The following is a 24,360-nucleotide window of genomic DNA, read 5'->3' on the forward strand; positions in this document are numbered from 1 at the left end:
GGGGCAGGGCCGTGGGAAAGGGCCGGGTCAGGGTGTCTGGGTCACTGGAAGGGGATTCTGGTGGCGTCCAGTCCGTCGTAGCGTTCCGGGGCGCTGGTGAGGACGATCACCTGGTGGTTGCGTGAACCGGTGGCCACCTCCTTGAGGACCCGGGAGGTTCGCACTCGGTCGGAGTAGACCAGAGCGTCGTCCAGAATCACCGGGACGCCGTCCTTCGGATCCACCAGCTGAGCGGTCGCCAGACGCACCACCAGGCCGAGCTGCTCCTTCGCCCCGGTCGACAACTGGTCCCAGTCCAGCCAGGCCCCGTTGAGCAGGCGCTTCGTGACCGTGAGGGAGTCGTCGACCCGCACGGCCATGTCACGCCCGAAGACACCGCGACCGAGCCTCTCGACCTCCCGGGTGAACGGCTCGAGGTATCGCCGGTGCTCCTCGTCGCGATGGCGGATGAGGGTGTCGTGCAGCAGCTGCGCGGCATCGGCCCGCCGGGTGAGGGCCGCCGACTCGATCCCGCTGCGGTGCGCCAGCCCCGACAGCTCGTCGAACCGGTCCTGACGCCCCTCCCTGTCCAGTCCCCTCAGCTGGCCGGTGAGCTCGGCATGGCGTCCACGGCTCGCCGCCAACCGCTCACCTGCACGAGCGAGACGCCGTGCGGAGGCCTGAGCCGCCTCCCGCACCTGGTCGGGGGAGTGGGACTCCAGATCCTGGGAGGCCTCAGTGACCCTATTCGCGGCGTCCTTGTGCTGCTCCTCGGCAGCGCGTGCCGCATCCTCCAGGGCCTGGTCGCTGGTCTGCTCGCGAGCTGTCTCCAGCCGGTCCTGGAGCCGCTGCACCTGATCATGACTGGAGGTCAGCGTGGAGGACGCCGCCGAGGCCGCCTCCCTGGCCGTCGAGCGGCGCTCCTGGACGGTGTCGCGGGCCGAACGCGCGGTGGTCTCCGCCAGGTCGGCATCCTCGTGGGCCGACTCCAGGAGGTCGGCCCACTGGTCGGCCTGTTCCGGGGTCTCGGTGCTTCGGTCAGCGCCTTGGAGTGCTTCGGATCCGTCGGTCATGCCGGGCGCCGTGTCGGTCTCGGTGTCGGCTGTGCTTGACCCGGTCGTGGCTCTCTCATGGACCAGGGCCGAGGAGGCCGTGATCCGGTCGCGGACCGCGATGAGATCGGCCAGACTCACCGATCCGGCTCCAGAACCGGTGCCACCGGACCTCTCGGCCTCGGCCCCGGCGTCCTCGAGTTCCCGCGCCACCCGTTGGTGCAGCGCCGTCAGTGCATCCTCCTCGCGGCGACGTCGACTCAGCAGGTCGCGGGCCTCCTCGACCGTGGCGACCCCCATCGGGTCCAGCAGCGCGGCCAGATCTCGTTCGGCCGCCTCCACCTGGTGGGCCAGGTCGTCGACGTCTGCGGCGGGGACGACCGTGATCCGCCACGCCTCGGCGATCTCGACGACGGTCCGCCGGTCGACGACCCGGCTCTCATCATCGCCTTCACCGCCGATCGGCTCGCCTTCATCGCCGATCGGCTCGCCTTCATCGCTGATCGGCTCGCCGTCGACCCGCAGTTCCGGGGCGTCCTCGGCCAGTCGGGTCAGCGTCATCCTCGGGCTGGCGGTCTCCAGCCGGATCCGGGCGGCGGTGAGCTTCTGCTCGGCCGCCCGCGCCGCCTTGATACCTGCGGCGGTGGCCGGATTGGCGTCGACCCGGTTCTCGGCCTCGGCGATCTCGGTCTGGAGCGCGGTGATGGTGGTGATCGTCTGGTTGAGCCGTTCGAGGCGGGCCTGGTCGCGCAGTTCGGAGGCGCGACGCCGGGCGGCGTCCCAGGCGTCCTTGGCCTTCCTGCGCGCAGAATCGGCCTCCCGCCACGCCTGGTCGGCCTCTGCGAACTGCGACTCGACCGCTTCGACTGCCTCGTGAGCCGTGCGCGCGGCCGCACGGGCATCCTCCTCCGCGTCCCGGGCGCCAGCCAGTTCGGCGACTGCGGCCCGGCGATCCTTCAACTCGTCGACGGCGGCGTCGCGGAGGTGCCGGGCGTCCTGCTCGGCCCGGGTGGCCTCGGTGACCGCGTGCTCCAGATCCTCCAGATCCGCCAGTGCGGCGGCGTCCCGGGCGGCCGAGACCTTCAGCGCGGCCAGGGACTTCTGCTGGTCCTCGAGATTCTCCTGGGACTCCTCCAGATCCGAGACCACGGTGTCCACCTCAGCCAGACGCGCGGCGGCCTGCTGCAGCTCGGCCGTCAGCTTCTCGGCCTCGGCGGCGGCCTCCTTGAGGACCTTGCCCGGCTTGCCGGTCGGCGTCCAGTACTGCTCGTACTCGTGCGTGACGGCGGCGAGCAGACCCGCCCCGTCACGATCGGCGCCGTTCTCGGACGCACCGTCGGGAGCGGCGACGTCGTCCCCCTCCCCGCCCTGGTCGTGGACCGCCCGGTCGAGGGCGGCGGTGAGCGCGGTGGAGGATCGCAGGGACAGAGCCTCCAGGCTGCCGGCCTGCATCAGCCGGAGCGCCTGCCACAGCGTGTCGTCGGTGCCCCGCCAGATCTCGGCCATCGCATCGGTGGCCTCCTCGCCGGTCAGCACCTCGCCGGCGCGCCGCCCCGAGACGAACTCCAGGCGGGCCTGGGGCTGGTGGAGGAACTGCTTGGAGTGGATCAGTCGCACCCCGCCGACGGTCATCTCGGCCTCCACCACGACGGGCAGGTCGGTGCCGTAGGGCTGGGTCTGAATCACTCGGCCGGCCTTGGAGGTGGCCTTGAGTTTGGGGTCCAGCAGGAGGTCCAGGGCCTCGATCATGGAGGTCTTGCCGACCTCGTTGAGACCCTCGGCGATCACCAGGCCGCAGTCGGGCAGGGTGAGGGTGCGCTCGTGGATGGATCGGAAGTTCTCGACGTGGATCCGGTGGAGTCTCATCGTCCGGCCTCCGATCGGGCGGCCAGACGTCTCAGCAGTCCGAGGGCGTCGACCGCGGTGGCGGGCGCGACGTCGCCGTCATGGCGTCCGGGACCCGCCAGGTCGGCGAGCTCCTGGGCGGCGCCGCCTGCCCAGCCCGGCAGGTCCATCCCGGCGAGGTCGTCGTCATCGGGCAGGACGGTGAGGTCGTTGCGGTCCTCGCTGGGTTCGAGGCTGGCGAAACTGTCCGACTGATCCTGCAGCAGCGCCTCCAGCCGGGCGTTCTGGGTGACGGTCAGGCCGCCGTGGAGGTCGTAGCGGATGATGGTGTGGGTCGGGTCGTCGAACCCGGCGAGCTCGGACGCCAGCGCGTCGATGTCCTCATCGGTGGACATCGGGCGACTCACCCTGGCGTGCAGCCAGATGCCCACCGGAAACGGGGTGGCGCTCACCCGGCCGTCGGCGATCTCGATGACGTCGACGCTGCCCTTGCCGGGATCGCTGAATCGCGTCGTCTCCTGGGTGCCGGAGTAGCGGATCGGCGCATCCGGGCTCTCGGGCCAGCGGATGTGACGGTCGCCGAGGGCGACGTAGCTGATCGCGCCGCGGGCGATGGCCGCGTCCAGGGCTGGCCGGTCGATGAGCACTCCCTCGACGTCCTGGCCTGACAGCCCGGGCAACTGTCCGTGGGCGACCAGCACCCGGGTGGTGCCGTCGTCGGTCAGCCCGGCGACCACCGGTCCCACCGGATCGCTGGAGGGATGACGCGACAGCAATGGGACGCCGATCACCTGGACCCCGTCGGCGGCGTCGATGGGTTTGGAGTCGCGCAGCACCGTGACGTTGTCGGGGCAGGCCTGGGTGAAGTCGGGCCGGTCCCAGATGCAGCCGGGTTCCAGGGAGTCGTGGTTGCCCGGCAGCAGGTAGACCGGCAGGGCGATCGAGGCCATCGCCCGGCAGGTCCGGGTGATCACCTGCCGGGAGACGTTCTGGGTCTCGAAGACGTCGCCGGCGACCACCACGAAGGCGCAGCCCTGGGCCCGGGCCAGGTCGCCGATCCGGCGCACCGCGTCGATCCGGTCAGAGGTGAACCGGGCCTGTGGGTCGTCGTCTCCGCCGTGACGGCGCGCCAGGTAGTGGCGGGTCATGCCGAGCTGCCAGTCGGACGTGTGCAGGAACTTCACCATCATCGGGCCTCCTGAATGGGGTCAGAGCTCACTCTAGAGAGAGGGTCTGACAGTGTTCGCCGTCGCCGTCGCCGTCGCCGTCGCCGTCGCCGTCGCCGTGTCGTGGTGCCGCTGTGTCGTGGTGCCGCTGTGTCCAGGTGTCCCTCTTGTTGTGCGCTTCCCTGTTGTGTCCCTCCTGCTGTGTCCCTCCCGAGGTGGCGACTTTCCTGCATTCGTGGGTGTGGGAGGTGGAACTGGGGGAATCGCACATGAGCGCGAGCAGCAGCAGGCCTGGTGACTCCCTGAGCATCCGATGAGGTGAACATTTCACTCGCTGAACGAGGTGCGGAGCGACGGCAGCGTCGAGATCTGCACTTTGGCGAGTGAAACGTTCACTTCTTCCATGTCATGTTGCCCAGAACCGTGCTGGAGAGGGCTCTTCGGCACGGATGCAGGGAAATGGCTGGGACGGGTGCAGGGAAACTGCCGTGGGTGGAGCGGAGAAGCGGCACGAATGCAGGGAAACTGTTGGGACAGGTGCAGGAGGAAGGACGGATGCAGGCAAAAGGCACGGATGCAGTGGAGCTCCACTGCATCCGTGCCTTTTGCCTGCATCCGTGGATGGGGGCGCCGAACGGGCCGGCGTGACCGGTGCACGGCCAGACCTGGTCCTCACCCGGCCGAACGCGGTCAGCGGCTCGATGGAGTCTGGTGGAGATTCCCGCGGAACCTCGGCCAGTGACCCAACTGAAGCCGGGAGGGGCGGTCGCCACCCAGCTGAAGCCGGGCCCCACCCAGCTGAAGCCGGGCCCCAGCCGGATCCCGGCCGGCCCCAGCCGGAGCCGGGCGGGGCCCCCAGCCGAAAAAGACGACCTCAGGCCTGCTTGATCGCGCTGACCTCGAGCTCCAGGGTGACGTCGTCGCTGACCAGCACACCACCGGTCTCCAGGGCGGCGTTCCAGGTGATCCCGAAGTCCTTGCGGGAGATCTTGACCTTGCCCTCGAAGCCGACACGGATGTTACCGAAGGGGTCCTTGGCCTCGCCGTCGAACTCGAAGGGGATGGTGACCGGCTTGGTGATGCCCTTGATCGTGAGGTCACCGGTGAGCTCCAGGTCGTCGCCCTTCACGGCCGCCGAGGTGGAGGCGAAGGTGATCTTGGGGAACTTGTCGGTCTCCAGGAAGTCGCCGGACTTGATGTGGGCGTCGCGGTCGGCGACACCGGTGGTGAAGGAGTCGGTCGCAATGCTGACCGCGACCTTCGCCGACGAGGGGTCGGAGCCGTTGCCGGAGGCGGTGCCCTCGAAGTCGGTGAAGGAGCCGCGCACCTTGGTCACCATGGCGTGACGGGTCACGAAGCCGAGGCGGGTGTGGGCGGGGTCGAGGACGTAGGTGCCGTTGAGGTCGCTGAGGTTGGTCATTGCAAGTCTCCCTGAGTGGAACACATGAGATGGAGTGGTTGACGCGTCACCAATAGTGACGCACACTGTGTGACATGTCAACCAGTGAGACCGGGAATTATTCCGCTGCCCCTCCCCGGGGGAGGATGAGCGACATGACTGAGGACACCCCGTGGCTCGACGACCATCAGCAGCGCGTGTGGAGACTCTGGCTCGACGTCACCAATGGACTCCCGGTCCTGCTGAACCGCCAACTCGCCCGCGACACCGATCTGTCCCTCCAGGACTTCGAGGTGCTGGTCTGCCTCTCGGAGACCGAGGGCCACGCCATGCGCGTGGTGGCACTGGCCGACGCCATGCACTGGGAGCGCTCGCGGCTGTCCCACCAGCTCACCCGGATGGAGAAGCGCGGCCAGGTCCGCCGCGAGTCCTGCTGCACCGACGGCCGCGGGCAGCTCGTCCGGCTCTCCGACAAGGGGTGGGACGCCGTCGTCGCGGCCGCTCCCGGCCATGCTGGTCTGGTCCGCCGGGTGGTCTTCGGAGGCCTGGACATGGATCATCTCGACGAGTTGGAGCAGATTCTCAACCACATCCGGGACAGTCTGGTCAAGGAGCGGGAGGCCCTGGAGTCCTGACAGCTCGGCGCCTCGGCCCGACGCCCTCGGATGTGCGACGCGAGAAGCGAGGGAACGGCTGAGACCAGTCCCCGTGTCCGGTGCCCATGGTCGGGGGCACACCGCGACACGCCGTAGGGCTGCTGCCGCGCGCGGCGTCCCGTCGCGGCGACCAGGAAGTGCGGACTCCCACGTCCCCGGCGTCCCACGCTCTGAGTCGACCGAGGACCACAGCGTCCGGCGGAATAGGCTCAGTGGTTGGAAATTCGTCGTGCCAAAGGAGCTCACGTGTCGAGCAGTTCCAGCCACTCGCAGGCATCCGGGGGTCAACGGGGGACCGCCCCCGCACCCAGGATGAAGGGCCGTCATCTGGTGATGATGAGCCTCGGCAGCGCCATCGGCACCGGCCTCTTCCTGGGTTCCGGCAAGGGCATCGCCGCCGCCGGACCGTCGGTGCTGGTCGCCTACGTGGTCGCCGGCCTGGTGGTCATCGCCATCATGCGGATGCTCGGCGAGATGGTCGCCGCCCACCCCGACTCCGGAGCCTTCTCCGTCTACACCTCCCGCGCCATGGGACCGGCCGCCGGATTCGCGATGGGCTGGGTCTGGTGGGTCGAGCTGGCCGTCGTGGTGGCCGCCGAGGGCACCGCCGCCGCACAGATCTTCCTGGCTGCCTGGCCGATCGCCCCCGACTGGCTGCTCACCCTCGTCTTCATGGTGGTGCTCACCGTCATCAACCTGCTGGGGGTCGACAAGTTCGGCGAGTTCGAGTTCTGGTTCGCCCTCATCAAGGTCGCCGCGGTGGTCGGCTTTCTGGTGGTCGGCGTCCTGCTGCTGTGCGGGGTGCTGCCCACCCCGGCCCCCGGCCTGTCGAACTTCCTGCACCACGGCGGGTTCATGCCCAACGGCTGGCCCGGAGTGGCCACCGGCCTGCTCATCGTCATCTTCGCCTTCGGCGGCATCGAGATCGTCGCGGTCGCCGCCGCCGAGACCGAGAACCCCCGCAAGCACATCGGCAAGGCCATCAACACCATCATCTGGCGGATCCTGATCTTCTACATGGGGTCGGTGGCCATCATGGTCTTCGCCCTGCCCTGGGACGATCCCAAGCTCGCCAGCTCCCCCTTCGTCGCGGTGCTGTCGCTGGCCCGGATCCCCGGCGCCGACGCCGTGCTGACCCTCATCATCGTGCTGGCCATCCTCAGCTCCCTCAACGCCAACCTGTACGGCGACTCGCGGATGCTCGGCTCGCTGGCCCAGCGCGGGATGGCTCCGCAGTTCATGATGCGCAAGGGACGCCGCAACGTCCCGGTCGCCGCCGTGCTGTCAAGTGTCGCCTTCGGCTACGTGTGCGTCGTCCTCACCTACATCTGGGGCGCCAAGGTGCTCGACCTGCTGCTCAACATCGTGGGCTCCACGATCATCGTCACCTACCTGTTCACCATCTCCTCGCAGATCATCCTGAGACGCCGCGCCGAGCGGACCGGTGAGAAGCTCCCCTTCAAGATGTGGGGCTACCCCTACCTGTCCTGGCTCACCCTGGCGGTGCTGATCGGGATCATCGGCCTGGGGATGACCGACCCCGGTGTCCGCGCCCAGATCCTGGCCACCTTCGGGCTGACCCTGGTGCTCTTCCTGATCGGCATCGCCCGGACCCGTCGGCTCGGCGAGGACCCGTTCCGTCCCTCCGAGACGCCGTCGAGCCCCGACGACTCCACCGATCCGGCCGATCAGCAGACCGTCGACCACGCCTGAACCGGCCCCGGGAGCGGCGATAGTGTGGCCCTATGGCCAGGATCATTGTCACTGCTCCTCAGATGCCCGAAGCTCTCGATCGGCTCAGCGACCACGATGTGGTGGGCGGGGACCACTTCATGGACCGTGCGGAGTTGGAGTCCCTCATCGGTGACGCCGACGCCCTGCTGACCTCCCTGTCGGACCCGCTGGACGCCGAGATGCTCGCCCGCGCCAACCGACTGAAGGTCATCGGGCAGTGCGCCGCCGGGTTCAACAACATCGATCTGGACGCCGCCACCGCCCGCGGGATCGTCGTGACGACCACTCCGGGGGTCCTCCACGAGGCCACCGCCGATCTCGCCTTCGGGCTGATGCTCATGGTCACCCGACGGCTCGGCGAGGCCGAGCGCCTGGTGAGGGCGGGAACACCCTGGCGATACGACCACACCTTCATGCTGGGGGCCGGTCTCCAGGGCGCCACCCTCGGCATCGTCGGTCTCGGCCAGATCGGCGAGGCGATGGCCCGGCGCGGGGCCGCCTTCGGGATGGACGTCGTCTACGACGCCCGCCACGACCACGACGTCTCGGCCATCGACGCCGTCAACCCGCACACCGCGGCGACCCGCCGGGTCGATCTCCAGGAGCTGCTGGCGGTCTCCGACGTGGTCTCCCTGCACTGCCCGCTCACCCCCCGGACGGCCCACCTCATCGACGCCGATGCGCTGGCGACGATGAAGGACAGCGCCTTCCTCATCAACACCGCCCGCGGCGGCTGTGTCGACGAGGCGGCCCTGGCCCACGCCCTGCAGACCGGCCAGATCGCCGGCGCCGGGCTGGACGTCTACGAGCACGAGCCCACGATCACCCCGGCCCTTCTCGAGATGGACAATGTGGTGGCTCTGCCGCACATCGGCTCGGCCACCCGGCAGACCCGCGGGGTGATGAGCGCCCTGGCGGCGCGCAACATCCTCGAGGTGCTGGCCGGCCGGCCCGCCGAGACCCCGGTCAACTGAGTTCTCCATCCCGGGAGTAAACCCGGAACGGCCGTATTTACAGCACGAGGAAGTGCCGTAAATAAAGGCTCCCACGACCAGGACGGCCGTAAACATGCACGGATGTGGCACTCAATGCACGTCCGTGCTATGTGGGTACTGATCCCTGCACATCGGCAGGAAAGATCGAAGATTCGCCGGAGGATTCACTACTCTCTGTAGTGGACTTTGGCAACGGCGCAGGGCAGGTAGCTCGGAGAGTTCGTCCCGGCGCTTCGGAAGGAGCTTCAAACATGAGGACCATGGACGCTGACGTCGTCGTCATCGGTGGCGGTGCCACCGGTGCGGGCGTCGTGCGGGACGTCGCGATGCGCGGGTACTCCGCCGTCCTGCTGGACAAGGCCGACCTCGGCCAGGGCACCACCGGCCGCTATCACGGCCTGCTCCACTCCGGCGGACGCTATGTCGTATCGGATCCCGAGTCGGCCACCGAGTGCGCCGAGGAGAACGAGATCGTCACCCGGATCCACGCGGACGCCGTCGAGAAGACCGGCGGCCTGTTCGTCGTCACCCCCGACGACCCGATGGAGTTCTCCGACCAGTGGACCGAGGGGGCCACCAAGGCCAAGGTCCCGTGGACCGAGATCAGCGTCGCCGAGGCACTGCGCCGCGAGCCCCGCCTCAACCCCGGACTCAAGCGCGCCTTCGCCGTCCAGGACGGAACGGTCGACGGCTGGCAGATGGTCTGGGGCGCCGCTCACTCCGCCGAGGACCACGGAGCCCAGGTGCTCACCTACACCGAGGTCACCGAGATCATCCGCGAGGGCGACCAGGTGACCGCGGTCGTCGCCCACGACCTCAAGAAGGATGAGCAGGTCAGGATCTCGACCCGCTTCGTCATCAACACCGCAGGCCCCTGGGCCGGCCGGATCGCCGACCTGGTCGGCTGTCACGACGTCGAGGTGGTGCCCGGTCGCGGCATCATGATCGCGATGAACCACCGCCTGGTGAACACCGTCGTCAACCGCTGCATCTACCCCGCCGACGGCGACATCCTGGTGCCCGTGCACACGGTCTCCATCATCGGCACCACCGACGTCAAGGCCGACGATCCGCAGCGCCTGGCGGTCCCCCGCAACGAGGTCCAGCAGATGCTGGACTCCGGCGAGGCCCTCATCCCCGGATTCCGCGACTCCCGAGCCGTGCACGCCTGGGCCGGCGCCCGCCCGCTGTTCAAGGACAAGCGGGTCGCCGCCACCGACACCCGGCACATGTCCCGCGGCATGAGCATCCTCGACCACGGCACCCGCGACGGCGTCAACGGCATCGTCTCGATCATCGGCGGCAAGCTCACCACCTACCGCCTGATGGCCAAGAACGTCGTCGACGTGATGTGCGAGCAGCTCGGCGACGACCGCCCCTGCACCACCGACAAGGAGGCCGTGCCGGGATCCACCGAGGGCCACACCTACGTCATCACGCACCGCCTCCACGACAACGAGGTGGCCCGGGCCAAGCATCTGAAGACCACGCCGAACAAGACGCCCTCGCGCGCCGCGATCGACGACCAGATCATCTGCGAGTGCGAGCTGATGAGCCGCAAGATGCTCACCGACCTGCTCGCCGAGCAGCCCGACTCCACCTTCGACGACCTGCGCCGCCAGCTGCGCCTGGGCATGGGCCCCTGCCAGGGCGGCTTCTGCTCGATGCGCGCCACCGGCGTCGCCCTTGAGGAGGGCGCTGTCGACGTCGAGCGGGCCACCGGCCTGCTGCGCCTGTTCCTCAAGAACCGGTGGATCGGCCTGTGGCCCATCCTCTACGGCGAGCAGGTCCGACAGACCGCTCTCGACGACTGGATCTTCCAGGGCACCTTCGACGTCGAGCATCTTCCCGTCCCCGAGAGCGAGGTTGAACTGTGACCGCCACAGCCATTACCACCACCGCCAGCTGGGCCGGCGCCCAGCCGCACGTCGTCGTCATCGGTGCCGGCATCGCCGGGCTCACCGCAGCCCTGCGGCTGCGCCGGGCCGGCGCCCGCGTCACCCAGATCACCAAGGGGCTGGGCGGCATCCAGCTCGGCCAGGGGTCGATCGACATCCTGGGCTACGCCCCCGAGCGGGTCGAGCGTCCGTTGGACGCCATCGAGGCCTTCACCGCCGCCAACCCCGAGCACCCCTACGCACGGATCGGGGTCGACGCCGTCCGCGCCGGCGTCGACTTCCTGCGCGAGGCCGCCGGTGAGGACCTGCTGGTCGGCGATCCCGAGCGCAACGTCAACCTGCCCACCGCCGTCGGCGCCGTGCGGCCCACCGCTCTGGTGACGCCGACGATGACCGCCGGGGAACTGCACGACGGGCTCAAGCTCGTCATCATCGGGGTGGCCCAGCTCAAGGACTTCCACCCGATGCTCATCGCCCAGAACCTGGAGCGCACCACGCTGCCGGACGGCGGCAAGGTGTCGGCCCGCGCGGTGATGACCGATTTCGAGCCCCGCCAGAACGAGTACGACGCGACCGGGCTCACCTTCGCCCGGGCCCTGGACGACCCGAAGACCCGACGCACCTTCGCCGAGGGGATCAAGGGATTCGTCAACGAGGGGGAGACCGTCGGCCTTCCCGCCATCCTCGGCGAGGAGGACCACAAGGCCGCCTTCGCCGAGATCTCCCAGATCATCGGCGCCCCGGTCTTCGAGATCCCCGCCCTGCCGCCGTGCGTGCCGGGCATGAGGCTCAACGAGGCTCTGGTCAAGGCCGTCAAGGATGCCCGGGTGGAGTTCATCCTGGGCACCAAGGTGACTGGTTTCACCGCCGGTCCGGACGGCCGGCTGGCCTCGGTGACCGCCTCCACCGCGGGTCACCGTCGTGAGATCGCGGCCGACGCCTTCGTGCTGGCCGCCGGCGGCTTCGAGTCCGGCGCGCTGAAGCTGGACTCCCACGGACACGTCCTGGACACCGTCCTGGGGCTGCCGCTGACCCTCCCCGAGGGGGTCGACGAGGACCATCTGGTCACCGACAAGTACTGGGGAGTGGCCCAGCCGCTGTTCAAGGTCGGCGTCGCCGTGGACGACTCGATGAAGGTCGTGGCCGACGGCAAGCCGGTCTACGACAACGTCTACGCCGCTGGTGGCGTGATCGCCGGAGCCACCCGTTGGCAGGAGAAGAGCGGCGAGGGCATCGCGCTGGGTTCGGCCGTCAAGGCCACCGACGCCATCCTCGCCTCACTGCCGGTCGTTGCCGCGAGCGCGGCGGCCCCGACTGCGGAAAGGAACTGAAATGGGAGTCATTGAGGAGACATTCGCCGGCCATGAGGTGGCCCGCGCCTCCCTCGACAACTGCGTCAAGTGCACCATCTGCGAGACGGTGTGCCCGGTCGCCAAGGCCAACCCGCTGTTCACCGGCCCGAAGTACAACGGCCCGCAGGCCGAGCGGTACCGCGACGGTGCGTCGGTGGACCACTCCCTGGAGTGGTGCGACTTCTGCGGCATCTGCACGCTGAACTGCCCGCAGGGGGTCAAGATCGCCGAGCTCAATGAGCAGGCGGCGACCAAGATGAAGGAGCAGAACGGCTTCCCGCTGCGGGACCGGATCATCCCCGAGACCAACATGGAGGGGATGCTGCTGTCCCCGATGGCTCCGGTGGCGAACTGGGCCCTGGGGCTGCGTCCGCTGCGGATCGTGGTCGAGAAGGTCATCAAGATCCATCGCGACGCCCCGATGCCGACCGCCCACACCGAGACCCTCGCCAAGTGGCTCAAGCACCGCAAGAAGCCTGACATCACCCCCACCAAGGGGCCGGTGGTCTTCTTCCAGGGCTGCGCCGGCGGGTACTTCGAGACCGAGACCTCCAAGAAGTCCATCGAGGTGCTGGAGCACCTGGGCTACGAGGTCTTCGTCCCGAAGCAGTCCTGCTGCGGGCTGGCCAAGCAGTCCAACGGGCTGTTCAAGGGAGCCACCAAGGACATCCTCAACCTGTGCGACAACCTCCTGAAGTTCGGCAACGAGCTCCCGGTGGTGTCCTCCTCGGGTTCGTGCATCGGGATGGTCAAGCACGAGGCCCACGAGGTCATCGGGGTCGACGACCCGCGGCTGGCCAATGTGTCGGTGCGCTCGCGCGACTTCTGCGAGTTCCTCATGGAGGAGTATCGGGCCGGTCGCCTGGACGCCTCGGAGTTCAAGGAGATCGATCTCACGGTGCCGTACCACCAGCCCTGCCAGGTGAAGAGCCAGGGAATGGGCTTCCCGGCCGTTCAGCTGATGGAGCTGATCCCCGGGGTCAAGGTGATCGAGTCCAACGAGCCGTGCTGCGGAATCGCCGGCACCTACGGCCTGAAGGCCGAGCGCTACGACACCGCCCAGAAGATCGGCAAGGGCGTCTTCGAGCACATGCAGAACTACAACGAGGGCGTCGGTGTCTGCGACACCGAGACCTGCCGCTGGCAGATCGCCAAGTCCTCGGGGGTCAAGATCGTGCACCCGGTGTGGCTGCTGCACCATGCCCTGGGACTGTCGGACAATCTGCTGAAGTGAGTCCGCTGGTCGGCTGGTTCGGCTGGCTGGGCTGAGGTCGGCTCTGGCCGGCCTGGGCCCGGCCGGTCGGGCCTGTCCGTCCAGCACGGTCTGGTCTGCGGTCTTTGGTGGCCCGGCCAGCCTTTCGGCACGGATGCAGGGAAATGGCACGGATGCAGTGGAGCTCCACTGCATCCGTGCCATTTCCCTGCATCCGTGGTCTGGGGCGGTGGATGTCAGGGTGCTGATCGGTCTGTCGACAATTGCCCGATCGGGCAGACTTCTGGTCCTTCTCTGTACGAGAGGATTCGACGGGTCTAATGTGACAACCATGTTCGCGGATGCGAGCTCCACCAATCGATCAGGGAGGCTTGTTATGAGAATCAAGAAGGCGTTTATTGGAGTCGGAGCAGCAGCCCTGCTCCTTGGGGGGCTCGCGATACCAAGTGCGCATGCGGGTAGCTCGCTGTGTCCGGCAAGCAGAGTGTGCATCTATTCAGATAACAACTATGTCGGGCTCCTTGGATACCGAAAAGCGGGGCTCGGTGTTATGAATGTGTCTGGAGGGGCAAATGACAGAATGTCATCATATGAGAATAAGACGAGCACGAACGCTCGCTGGTATCATGATGCGAGCGCTAAGGGGCGATGTGTGAATATGCTAGCCCATAAGCAGGATAACGACATCAACACCATTGACGACAACACGCTCACCTCATGGGCCACGAACGGTTCATGCTGACCGCCCCCGGTGGACCGTCCCCACAGAGACGGTCCACCGGGATGGTCGAAAGTTCGCGTCCAGAAGTGGTACGGGTGGAATCAGTGACCCGGACATACGTCAGCCAGGCCGGGCGGGTGTGCGCTGTTGATTGCGCCAGTGTCTCACTCATGGCCGGCGAGATGTGCGCGATGCTCGGGGCGAGCGGGTCCGGAAAAACCACCCTGCTCAATATCATCGCAGGATTGGATGTTCCTGACTCTGGATCAGTGATGGTGCGAGGTGTCGCCCTCAATGGACTCTCGGAGAAGGAACGTGCCCGGATTCGCCTGGAGAATGTCGCCGTCGTATTCCAGGACGACAATCTCATCGCGGAGTTCACTGCGCGGGAGAACATCGCAATTCCGCTCCTGGCCAGGGGGATGACCTTCCGCGAGGCGGATCAACGCGCGGATGACGCTCTCCAGGAGCTGGGAATCGGTGACCTCGGTGACCGTCCTCCGGCGGACATGTCCGGTGGACAGCGCCAGCGAGTCGGGATCGCACGGGCCTTGGCCGGCGAACAGTCCGTTCTGCTCGCCGATGAGCCTACCGGGGCGTTGGACAGCAAGGCGTCCCGTGCGCTGTTCGAACGGTTGGGAGGACTTGCTCATGATCATGGGGTGTGCGTTCTCATCGCTACCCATGACCCGCTGTGCACCGAGTATGCCGACAGGATCGTGAATGTGAATGATGGCAGGATCCTGGAATGAGGGTCCCCATTCGATTGGCGATCCTATGGATCGGGAACAGGAGGCGCAGGGTCAGCTCCATACTCATTGCCGCCTCGATGGCGTGTCTTGTGATGCTCTACATCGTCCTTAACTCGTTTGCCCTGAGTGGAGCTCAGATCGCAGACAAAGTGATGTCGAACCATGATTATCAGATCGGGATTCCGAGCACGGCCCCGGGGGTGGCGTCAACCGTCGAGTCTCGGGTTAGACATGACCTTGAAACGGCGGGTGCTCATAATGTGGCGACACAGGTACAATCGTCAGATCTGACTGTTGATGGGGCTCGAACAACGGGGCTTGCTACGGGATTGCAAACAGTTGTCGAGTTCAGTGAGGTTTCGAATGGAGGATCGGACAGGCGCATAGTGTTGCGATCTGGTCGCATGCCCAAGAGTAGTTCAGAAGTGGCACTGTCACGCTCCTTGGATGAGAAGCTGGGAAATCCGGGCCAGATATCAGTATTCTCCGGGGTGAAGCAGATTGCTGTTGTCGGAGTGTTCGTGGATCCATATGCGACCGATATCTTGGAGGTGTATGGCGGTTCGAACCTGTGGCAGTCTCTGCCCGCGTCGATAAGAGGATCATTTCCTCAGAGCTCGTCCAGTCTTGTCGTGTCCTGGGACTCGTTGCCGATTTCCGAGGGTGCAGCTGTCCTCTCGAGGATCTCGGGTATTCCCGTGGACTCTCTGATGAATGGCTCGAACAGCAGGTCGTTCTATCTGACGTCGTCGCAGCGCTCGCTCACCCAGAGAACTCCAGGTCTGTTCACCTTCCCGTCCTTGGGGTTGATGGCTCTGGCAGGAATCGTCATGGTGGGCATGCTCATGCCCAGGCTCCGGGATGAGGCGGATGCGATCACGAGACTCGGCGTGCCTGGGCGGCCCGTCATCACCGGGGTTCTTCTGGCGATTGCCTCGCTTGTGATATCGGCAGCAGTGGTTGGTTCTCTGGCAGGCGTGCTGCTGGGGTGGCTGGCTCGCCTGTGGGTGATACCGCGGTTGCTGACTCAACCCATGTCCCCGTTCCCGCCGTTGGGAGGGTTGTTGGTGCGCCTGAGCGTGGTCTCGCTCACGTCGGCGCTGGTATCCGCGGTTTTCGTCTCCATTCCCCGGCGTGGATATCGCACATCGGGCCGTATCAGGAGGTGGACGAGGGTTGCGAGGCGTGGGGTGGCTGCCGGTGCGGTGGCCTGGTGCCTGTACCAGCTGGCGGTGGTGCGCTCGATCGAGGATGCGCTTGTCCTGGGCATTGTCATGACAGTCGCTGCGCTGCTGATCCTCCCCGATGCGGTGCATCTGGCTGTGCGGATGCCCCTTCCACCCAGCGTGAATGGGAGAATCGCGCACCGCCTCGCCCACACGCAGGCCGGGAGGGTGACGACCGTTGCCGTCCTGCTGTGCGGATGCTTGGCCCTGCCGTGTTCGCTGACGGTGCTGGTGACCTCGATCCAGGTGTCGAACGCCGCCCAGGCGCTGGTGCCGAGAGGCCAGCTCGTCCTTCAGGATCCGATGGGTGAAGCTCCTTCTCCTGCCATTGTGCGAGCTGTTGAGCGCACGTCAGGTGTGCGCGACCCTGTGGCGGTGGGGAGCGCTGCCGGCGCGGTGGAGGGATCCGCGAGCAACTGCTTCGGCGTCATGGTGGTCTCCAGCACTGACGACCTGGCACGCCTGAATGACGCCCCCTTGGATGCGGCCGTCGTGAAGACGCTCAAGGCGGGAGGCGTCCTGGATATCAGCGGCGCGACCTCGAATCTCACCCTTGTGCCCGACAAGGGACGGCCAACAACACTTCCGACGGCTCACATGGAGTTCCGGCCGGCATGGGCCCAGAAGTATGCCGCAGCAATGCTGGCCTCCACCGCGGCAGCGATGAAGTTGGATCTTGGGAAGGATGCCTACGTCTACACCGGTGTCACGGATCGCCAGATCACCCTCACCAAGAGCGCGGTGTTCTCGGCCGGGGGTGATCCACGCGTCGTGAACTATCACGTCGACCCCGAGCCGCCGCCGATCCCGTGGGAGTGGTGGCTCGCAGTCGGGGCACTGTCGGTCATCGCCCTGCTCGCGACCTTCGTCTCCACCCGCGCCCTGGGGGCCGACCTGCGCCAGCATTCTGCGCAGTTCCTCGCCATCGGGCTTCCTCCTGCCACCGGTCGGTGGGTGCTCGCCAGTCAGCTCGGGGTGCTCACCTTCACTGTTGTTCCGCTGACGATCGCTGTCGGGATTCTTCCCACAGCGTTGGTGGCGGCGGTGAACAAGGGTTTGGAGTTGAGCGTGCCGACCGGTGTCATGGCGCTGGCTGCTGGTGTGCTCGTCGGTGCGGTTGCGATCTCAGGAGCTGGCGCGATGGTTGGGGTGACGGCCAAGGAGAGGACGGTGGACGCGCTGGTGTGAGGGAGCCGTTGATCGACAGGGTGGCCGATGCCCGATCCGCGCCATCGAGTGGTGATGACGGGGGAGGCTCAGCCGCGGCACTTCTGCAGCGCTGCCAGGGTCTTGCCCATGGTCGGTGTCTGGACGTACTGGTCGACCCCGAAGAGTTTCTGCAGGTCCGCCAGGTCGGTGCCGGCGCACCAGGCCTGGGTGGAGTAGGTGAGCGAGTCGCCTGCCGCCGACCCCAGAGCTGTGGGCGGGGTGAGACCGCGTCCCGGAGCGGCCCCGAGGTCCGGCGGGTGTTCCAGGCCCTTGGGGTGTATGCCGCCGCCCATGGTGCCTGTGGTGGTCAGGTGTATCAGCCGGGGCAGTGCCTCGGGGTGGGCGGACTGGTCGTAGATCTGCGAGACGGTGGTGACGGCGGCGGGCAGGTACCCCTTGTCGGGGGCGGGCGCGCAGACCGTGACGTTGTGGCCGGTCACAGTGGCGCAGGTGGTGTACCCGTACCGGTCGGCCCACAGCTGGTCGACGTCCTGAGCGGGTGGCCGCGGCGTGGCGATCATCGCCGCGAGGGCCAGGATCAGGCATGCCGGGGCCAGCCAGATCCGACCGTTCCACCAGCCCGCGCAGACGCCGAGCACCGCAGCGGCGGCCACCTCGGCCAGTACGACGAGGGTGGGTGGCCATCCGGCGAGGAACTCGGTGACGACGACGCTCGCCCCGACGTCGTGGGAGGCCAGGTCCCAGGTGGCCATCAGTGCCATCACCAGTGCGGGGGTGCCCACCGCGATGACGGCGGTGAGGGCTGCGGCACCGCAGGCCCGTCCCAGCAGTGTCCAGGCCGGGCGGCCCGACAGCTTCTGCCAGACCGCGACTCCGCTGCGCCACCGGTACTGGCCGGTCACCACGCCGGCCAGTACCGCGCAGGGTATGGCGAGGAACGAGGCGGGGATCTCGCCGGCCAGCAGCAGCCTGGGGCTGCCGCCCCACCACGACAGCGACGTCACCCACGGCCAGGCCGAGACGACGGCGACCAGGCAGGCCATCGGCACGGCCAGGGAGGCTCTCCTGATGCCGGCCCGGGCACTGGAGCGGTGGGGCGTCACGCTGCGGTTGTGTGGTCGCCCAACGGGGGCGGTTGGGCGTGGGGACCATGTCAGGCCGTTGACGAGGACGACGACTCCGGCCGCCCCGATCAGCAGGCACAGCGGAATACTCAGATTGGGCACGCCCGGGTCCAGCAGCAGGTCGGCCGGGGCGCGCAGCGCTCCCCACAGTCCCAGGGACAGTCCCGGGTGCAGCGGCCAGCTGAACATCATCGATGCCAGTGCTGCGACCAGCGGGGCCACCCAGATGGCGGCCGGCGGTAGGACGGCCAGGCTCAGCAGGCCCAGCCCGAGCAGGGCGACGGCGTCGCGCCAGGTGGCGATGAATCCCCATCCACCGATGGCGGTGGGGAAGGCTGCCAGGGCGATGACCCCGCTCGTGAGGACAGCGATCCCCAGCAGGGCCCACCGGCGGGCTGCCAGGGATCGTGGGGCGGTGCGGTCGGCGTCGGTCTCGGTGGTAAACATGAACAGCAACGGGACGGCACAGACGGTGGCGATCCACAGTGGGGCCACCTCGATCCCGCTTCCGTCGGAGGTGATGAGGAGCACCAGTCCGCGCACGACCGCCGAGGCGATCACGGCCACCGCGACCGATGGTCCCACCCGGTGGTGACGGGCCCACAGTGCCAGACCGCGACCACTCACGGTGCCACCGTCCCCAGGTAGCGCGATCTCACGGCTTCCAGGTCGCGGGATCCGGCGAACTCGTCGAAGGCCCCGCTGAAGACAAATCGGCTCTGATCCATCACGGTCAGGGTGTCGGCGTGGTCGAGCACGTCCTCGACGATGTGGGTCGACACGACCGTGATCGCGTCGGCTGCGACGCGTTGCAGCACTGCCGACAGCGATTCACGCTGGGCGACGTCCAGACCGGCCGAGGGCTCATCGAGGATCACCAGGGACGGGTTGCCCACCAGGGCCGAGCCGATGCCGACCCGCCGTCGCATCCCGCCGGACAGCGCTGAGATGCGATCATCGGCACGGTCGGTGAGGGACACCAGTTCGACGATGCGGTCCACCTCGGCCGGGGTCTTGGGGTCGGGGATGCGGTGCAACCAGCACATGTAGGCCAGGTGCTCGCGCACCGTGAATCGTGATCTGCCGAGGTTCTCCTGGGGGCAGTAGCCCAGCTGTTCGCGGATCCCCTCCCCGGTGTGCCCGTCGAGCTCGACGGTTCCCGACGCTGGCTGCAGGGTGGCGATGGCGCGCAGCAGTGAGGACTTCCCCGCGCCGTTGGGGCCCAGCAGCGCGTGGAAGCCCTCATCAAGCCGCCAGGACACCGCGTCGACGGCGGTCCGCTTCCGGTATCGGACCGTCAGCTCGTCGACCGTGAGTGTCATGCGGACCCCTCCGTGACATTTCCGCCTGTCGATCCAGCATGCACCAGTAAGTCTGATCGGGGCGGGTACGAGTCGGGAACCGATGGAGACGGTGGGAGTGCCCGCTCCCTCACGGCGCGAACGGCGTCAGAAAGAAGGATCGCGAAGACGGCCAGGGGAATAGTGCTACTGACCCACCAGACGACCAGACTCTGCGGGTCGTGGGCGTCGGCGCCGAAGGCTCTGCAGATCAGCAACGGTCCCACGGTGACGATCGGGAGGGTGAGTATCCCGAGCAGCCACCGGATGGCTCTGCTTCTGATGACGGTGGACGCCCACATGGCGATGAACGGGATCCATACCCAGTGGTGGTTCCATGACACTGGTGAGATGAGCAGCATCACGGCGGCTCCGACGCCCAGGGATGCGGTGGGGCGTGCGCGGTCCCTGGGTAGGGCGAGGAATCCGGCGATCACGGTGATCGTCACGGCGGCCCCCCAGGCGATCGTGGTTGCCGTTCCGGACCCGTCGGATGCGGGGGAGATCATCTGGGCCAGACGCCGGATGACGGCGTTGAGAGAGGTGTTGGCGGCGAAGCTCACCTCTCCGGTTCTCGCCGGGTCCCAGGCGAGGCGTCCCCAGTAGAGCCGTGATTCCACGGGCAGGAGCAGGAGCCCGGCGGCGATCGAACCGGCGAATCCGCATCCCATGCCCAGGATGAATCTCCAGTCCCGCTGCCGCAGGGCGACGAGCCCCAGAGCCAAGGGGGTCAGCTTGATACCGCCGCACAGACCGACCAGAACTCCTCCGGTGAATCGTCGGTCAGTGGTGAGGGCGAACAGGCAGACGGCCGCGAGAATGAGGTTGATCTGGCCTTTCGCGAGGGTCTCCCACACCGGGTTGAGACCGCACATCAGAGCCGTCCCGAGAACGAGAAAGCACCACGGATGAGAGTTCCGAATATGTGCGAATCTGCGGGGTGCCAGGTCGATAACCCGTGACGCCAGGTAGGCCGTGGCCACGCATGACAGGAGCTCCATCAAGACCGCGGATGACGTGGGACGCAGGAGCGCCCCCGGTGCGAAGACCAGACCGGCGAAGGGCGGGTAGGTGAAGGGCAGCGCGGGGCGGGGAGCATAGAGGGCCCCGGTCCGCCTCAGGACGTCGGAGCCCCCCTGCCAGTACACGTTGAAATCGATCGGTACCAGCCGCTGGCAGACGAGGTGGATCAGGAGGAAGAGCATGACCCCGGCCGACACGACTCGACCGGGGTCAGCACTGTCATTGGACGACGCGAACTGTGTCATTGGCTCACGTAGTCCGTTGCGTGTCAGGCGCACCAGTCACTTCCCGGGCGGTTGTGAACCGCAATGCAGACCGTCCACCCACGCCCTGAGACAGACCCGGTCATGGGGCTTGTCGTTGAGCCTGATGCAACACGCACACCACCAGCGGTACTGCCGCCGTTTTTCATGTACACGAGATCACCGGGAGATGCGTGCGTCGCCTGCCCGCGAAGTCCCTCAGTGCACTGGTAGAGCGTGAGGGTGCGGCCATCCTTCGTTTTGGATCGATTGGCCGTGCAACCTGCTTTGGAAATCGCAACGGGATCCGCCGACGCGGACGTCGCAGCGAGCGGTGCAAGTACTCCAACCGTCACAACGGTTGCCATAAGGGCTGAGACGGCCCTATTCTTTGAAATCATGAATGTACTCTCCATTGAGTCGTTTCGGTGCGGATTTGGTTCGCCATATTTGGGTCTTGCTCCCCTTCGATATATGAGATCTCTTCTCCTCCCTGTCGCTGAAGTGACGTTATGACTTGGGATGTGTGCCCAGCAAGCGGTTCAGACGAACTCTGCCCGATCGGGCAGAAAATTGCCCGATCGGGCAATTGTCGACATTTCGTACTCCGGCCGACCGGGTCCGTGCCCCGGGGGCTATGATCCGGCTATGAGCGCTGGGGGCATCAGGGTCGGGATCTGCGACGACAGTGAGCAGGTCCGTCGGCAGACGGGGGTCTTCCTCTCCGCCGCCCCGGATCTGCTGGTGTGCGGGATGTACGGGTCCGGTCGCGACGCCATCGCCGGCGTCCCCAGGGATGATATCGAGGTCCTTCTGCTCGACGTCCGGATGCCCGGCATGACGGGGCCCGCCGTAGCGTCGGGGCTGGCGGCGTCGGGAAGCAACTGCAAGATCCTCTACGTCACGTCGTATCCCGATGAGGTGCCGGTGCGCGGTGCCCTGCGGCAGACGGTGCTCGGTGCGCTGACCAAGGACGTGAGGCCCGAGAACATGGTCTCGGCCGTCCGCCTCGTGGCGTCGGGCGTATCCCTGCTGGCTCCCGAGTTCATCCGGGAGTCCGCGGCTGGCGGGGAGGGCCTGATGGACTGGTTGGCCGACCCGCGGGAGCGCGAGGTGTTCAGGCTCGTCCAGACAGGTGCGACGAATGCGCGTATCGCCGAGGAACTGAACATGTCGACATCGTGGGCGAAGCAGACGATCTCGGCACTGTGCCGCCGTTTCGGCGTGAAGGGAAGGGCCGCGCTCGCGGCGTACTCAGGAGGCGCTGCCTTCGACCATGGCGTCAGGAATTGAGACCCTGACCGTCCAGCGGCCGTCCGACAGTCGCGTGTCAAGGGTGCCGCCGAGGCCTTCCGCCAGGTCCCTCATGCCGGTGATGCCCAGATCGTCTCCGTGGTAGGCGGTGGTCGTGGCGTTGGTGAACGTTGCCCTGAGACCGCTGCTGTCGGCTCGCGCCGTCACCCTGCACAGGCCATCAGGGGAGCCGTGCCGGAGGATGTTGTTGAATGCTTCGTGGGCGATGTGCCCCAGGGCGCTCGACATCGCCGGTGATATCGAGTCGACGCCGTCGCCGATTTCGGGCTCGACGCTGAAGCCGGCGTCGGCAAGGCGGGCGAGGCCGTTTCTGATCTCGGTGGAGAATGACAATGGTGGCGATGCGATTCCGGCTCGCATGAGGCTCACCATGTGTCGTACATAGGCGGAACTGCGGCGGCTCATGGCTGCGATGTCGACCAGTGCGTCGTCCTTGTCGATAGTGGGATCTATCCGGGTGGCTTCCGCGGTCATGGTGATGAGTGCCAGCTCGTGCGTGACGTTGTCGTGCAGCTCGGCGGCGATTTCCCGGCGCTGAGCCTCGGCGCGAGCCGCGATCCGGCGACGCTCGACGAACTGGGTGTTGCGCAGGGCCAGCCCGACAACCCACGGGAGAGCGTAGACGCCGAGCCACACGACGATGGCCTGGAGGTCCTCGCGCATCGTCGTGGTGTTGCGGAAGGACAGCCACAATGACACCCCATATCCCCAGGCTGAGGTCGCCACCGCCGTCCAGAACTCCTCATGCCAGGCGCACGAGAGGATGACGGGCTCATCACAGATGAGGGTGTAGGGGGCTGTTCGGCGCGTCGGGCCGGGTAGGGGTCGAGGTCTCCCGATGATGGAAGTTCTCACACTGCCCATCTGGAAGACCTCGACGTGTCTGATGCTACCCCTGTGGCGGGGTTCGCCTGCCCTGACCTGTCCTCGTTCTGTCGGCTCGATGAGCTCGGCTTGGAGGTCACCGGCCAACTGCTGGAGCCTGGCCGCGCGGTCCTCGCCTGCCGGGTCGTGGAGCCGGATCAGTGGTGCCGACGTTGCGGCTGCGAGGGCCTCGCGCGTGACACCGTGACGCGGGCGTTGGCGCATGAGCCGTTCGGCTGGCGGCCGACGACGCTGGAGGTCGTCGTGCGCCGTTACCGCTGCAGCGGCTGCGGGTATGTGTGGCGCCAGGACACGAGCCGGGCCGCGGAGGCCAAGACCCGACTGTCGCGCCGCGGGCTGCGGTGGGCGTTGGAGGGCTTGGTAGTTCAGCATCTCACCGTCGCCCGGGTCGCCGAGGGGCTGGGGGTGTCGTGGAACACCGCCAACACGGCGGTCCTGGCTGAAGGCAAGCGGGTCCTGATCGACGACCCGACCAGGTTCGACGGTGTGAAGGCCATCGGCGTGGATGAGCACGTGTGGCGCCACACACGCCGCGGCGACAAGTACGTCACCGTGATCATCGACCTGACCGGCATCCGCGACCGGACAGGGCCTGCGAGGCTCCTCGACATGGTCGAAGGGCGCTCCAAGCAGGCGTTCAAGCAGTGGCTGGCCGAACGCGACCAGGCATGGCGCGACAGAGTTGAGGTCGTCGCGATGGACGGGTTCACCGGGTTCAAGAGCGCCACCACCGAAGAACTGCCCGACGCGACCGCCGTCATGGATCCCTTCCACGTGGTCCGCCTCGCCGGCGACGCCCTCGACCGATGCCGGCGACGCGTCCAACAGGCCATCCACGGACATCGAGGCCGCACCAGTGACCCGCTCTACTCGGCGCGCCGGACCCTGCACACCGGCGCCGGCCTCCTCACCGACCGGCAGAAGGACCGGCTCACTGCCCTGTTCACGGGCGATGATCATGTCGAGGTCGAAGCCACCTGGGGCATCTACCAACGGATGATCGCGGCCTACCGTGAACCCGACCCGGCCAGAGGCCGGGCCATGATGACCAGCCTGATCGCCTCGATCAGCCACGGCGTCCCCGCCGCGTTGACCGAGGTGATCACACTGGGCCGAACACTGAAGAAGCGAGCCGACGATGTGCTGGCCTACTTCGACCGGCCCGGCACCTCGAACGGTCCCACCGAGGCGATCTGTGAGTCTGGGGGTGGCTGGTCTGGGATCGGCTGGTCAGGATGGTGTTGGTCGTGCTGACGCGGATGTGACCCTCGAAG

At 67.2% G+C, this 24,360-nt stretch carries 18 protein-coding genes and 1 pseudogene; 11 read left to right on the forward strand and 8 right to left on the reverse strand.

What is annotated here, in order from left to right; all coding sequences use genetic code 11:
- Nucleotides 1-41 precede the first annotated feature (41 nt).
- From H590_RS0108745 to H590_RS0108755, 4 genes are all read right to left on the reverse strand, one after another.
- On the reverse strand, nt 42-2,897 hold the full coding sequence (locus tag H590_RS0108745) for an AAA family ATPase (protein WP_028703258.1): 2,856 nt from the start codon (nt 2,895-2,897) through the stop codon (nt 42-44).
- Nucleotides 2,894-4,063: a metallophosphoesterase family protein gene (locus H590_RS0108750; protein WP_028703259.1), complete on the reverse strand. Its 1,170-nt coding sequence runs from the start codon at nt 4,061-4,063 to the stop codon at nt 2,894-2,896. The genes H590_RS0108745 and H590_RS0108750 overlap by 4 nt, the downstream gene beginning before the upstream one ends.
- Before the next feature lie 28 nt (nt 4,064-4,091).
- Nucleotides 4,092-4,352: a hypothetical protein gene (locus tag H590_RS18360; RefSeq protein ID WP_126412705.1), complete on the reverse strand. Its 261-nt coding sequence runs from the start codon at nt 4,350-4,352 to the stop codon at nt 4,092-4,094.
- A gap of 564 nt (nt 4,353-4,916) precedes the next feature.
- On the reverse strand, nt 4,917-5,462 hold the full coding sequence (locus tag H590_RS0108755; protein WP_028703260.1) for a YceI family protein: 546 nt from the start codon (nt 5,460-5,462) through the stop codon (nt 4,917-4,919).
- A gap of 134 nt (nt 5,463-5,596) precedes the next feature.
- Here H590_RS0108755 and H590_RS0108760 point away from each other — a divergent pair, with 134 nt between their 5' ends.
- From H590_RS0108760 to H590_RS17330, 9 genes are all read left to right on the forward strand, one after another.
- The gene (locus H590_RS0108760; RefSeq protein WP_036981718.1) at nt 5,597-6,076 is read left to right on the forward strand and encodes a MarR family winged helix-turn-helix transcriptional regulator; all 480 of its coding nucleotides are present in this window, start codon (nt 5,597-5,599) and stop codon (nt 6,074-6,076) included.
- A gap of 333 nt (nt 6,077-6,409) precedes the next feature.
- Nucleotides 6,410-7,810, forward strand: a complete 1,401-nt coding sequence (locus H590_RS15780; RefSeq protein ID WP_232021196.1) for an amino acid permease — start codon at nt 6,410-6,412, stop codon at nt 7,808-7,810.
- Between the two features lie 32 nt (nt 7,811-7,842).
- Complete coding sequence (locus H590_RS0108770) at nt 7,843-8,805, forward strand: 2-hydroxyacid dehydrogenase (RefSeq protein WP_028703262.1); 963 nt, start codon at nt 7,843-7,845, stop codon at nt 8,803-8,805.
- A 272-nt stretch (nt 8,806-9,077) separates the two neighbouring features.
- Entirely contained in the window at nt 9,078-10,703 is a 1,626-nt protein-coding gene (gene glpA / locus H590_RS0108775) for an anaerobic glycerol-3-phosphate dehydrogenase subunit GlpA (RefSeq protein WP_028703263.1), read from the forward strand.
- Nucleotides 10,700-12,055: a glycerol-3-phosphate dehydrogenase subunit GlpB gene (gene glpB / locus H590_RS0108780; RefSeq protein WP_028703264.1), complete on the forward strand. Its 1,356-nt coding sequence runs from the start codon at nt 10,700-10,702 to the stop codon at nt 12,053-12,055. Before glpA ends, glpB begins: the two co-directional genes overlap by 4 nt.
- A gap of 1 nt (nt 12,056) precedes the next feature.
- Nucleotides 12,057-13,310: an anaerobic glycerol-3-phosphate dehydrogenase subunit C gene (locus tag H590_RS0108785; RefSeq protein WP_028703265.1), complete on the forward strand. Its 1,254-nt coding sequence runs from the start codon at nt 12,057-12,059 to the stop codon at nt 13,308-13,310.
- A gap of 355 nt (nt 13,311-13,665) precedes the next feature.
- Nucleotides 13,666-14,031, forward strand: coding sequence for a peptidase inhibitor family I36 protein (locus tag H590_RS17935; protein ID WP_084149386.1), 366 nt, complete (start codon nt 13,666-13,668; stop codon nt 14,029-14,031).
- 41 nt (nt 14,032-14,072) lie between these two features.
- Complete coding sequence (locus tag H590_RS0108790; RefSeq protein WP_172599499.1) at nt 14,073-14,762, forward strand: ABC transporter ATP-binding protein; 690 nt, start codon at nt 14,073-14,075, stop codon at nt 14,760-14,762.
- Nucleotides 14,763-15,205: 443 nt separating this feature from the next.
- The gene (locus tag H590_RS17330; protein WP_154655316.1) at nt 15,206-17,176 is read left to right on the forward strand and encodes a hypothetical protein; all 1,971 of its coding nucleotides are present in this window, start codon (nt 15,206-15,208) and stop codon (nt 17,174-17,176) included.
- 68 nt (nt 17,177-17,244) lie between these two features.
- Here the strand turns inward: H590_RS17330 and H590_RS0108800 are convergent, their stop codons facing one another.
- Genes H590_RS0108800 through H590_RS0108810 form a run of 3 tightly spaced genes read right to left on the reverse strand, consistent with a single transcriptional unit; the run spans nt 17,245 to nt 20,827 of the window.
- The gene (locus tag H590_RS0108800) at nt 17,245-18,909 is read right to left on the reverse strand and encodes a hypothetical protein (protein ID WP_028703268.1); all 1,665 of its coding nucleotides are present in this window, start codon (nt 18,907-18,909) and stop codon (nt 17,245-17,247) included.
- Nucleotides 18,906-19,604, reverse strand: a complete 699-nt coding sequence (locus H590_RS0108805; RefSeq protein ID WP_028703269.1) for an ABC transporter ATP-binding protein — start codon at nt 19,602-19,604, stop codon at nt 18,906-18,908. The genes H590_RS0108800 and H590_RS0108805 overlap by 4 nt, the downstream gene beginning before the upstream one ends.
- Entirely contained in the window at nt 19,601-20,827 is a 1,227-nt protein-coding gene (locus H590_RS0108810) for a glycosyltransferase 87 family protein (RefSeq protein ID WP_161626014.1), read from the reverse strand. Before H590_RS0108810 ends, H590_RS0108805 begins: the two co-directional genes overlap by 4 nt.
- A 708-nt stretch (nt 20,828-21,535) precedes the next feature.
- Here H590_RS0108810 and H590_RS15790 point away from each other — a divergent pair.
- Entirely contained in the window at nt 21,536-22,180 is a 645-nt protein-coding gene (locus tag H590_RS15790; RefSeq protein ID WP_051232576.1) for a response regulator transcription factor, read from the forward strand.
- Here H590_RS15790 and H590_RS0108820 read toward each other — a convergent pair.
- Complete coding sequence (locus H590_RS0108820) at nt 22,142-22,900, reverse strand: sensor histidine kinase (RefSeq protein WP_028703270.1); 759 nt, start codon at nt 22,898-22,900, stop codon at nt 22,142-22,144. The two genes, H590_RS15790 and H590_RS0108820, sit on opposite strands and share 39 nt — an antisense overlap.
- Before the next feature lie 180 nt (nt 22,901-23,080).
- Between H590_RS0108820 and H590_RS15795 the strand changes: the two are divergent.
- A pseudogene (locus H590_RS15795) lies at nt 23,081-24,280 on the forward strand (ISL3 family transposase); the annotation flags it as partial.
- Between the last annotated feature and the right edge of the window lie 80 nt (nt 24,281-24,360).

The organism is Acidipropionibacterium jensenii DSM 20535 (genome assembly GCF_000425285.1).
GTDB lineage: Bacteria > Actinomycetota > Actinomycetes > Propionibacteriales > Propionibacteriaceae > Acidipropionibacterium > Acidipropionibacterium jensenii.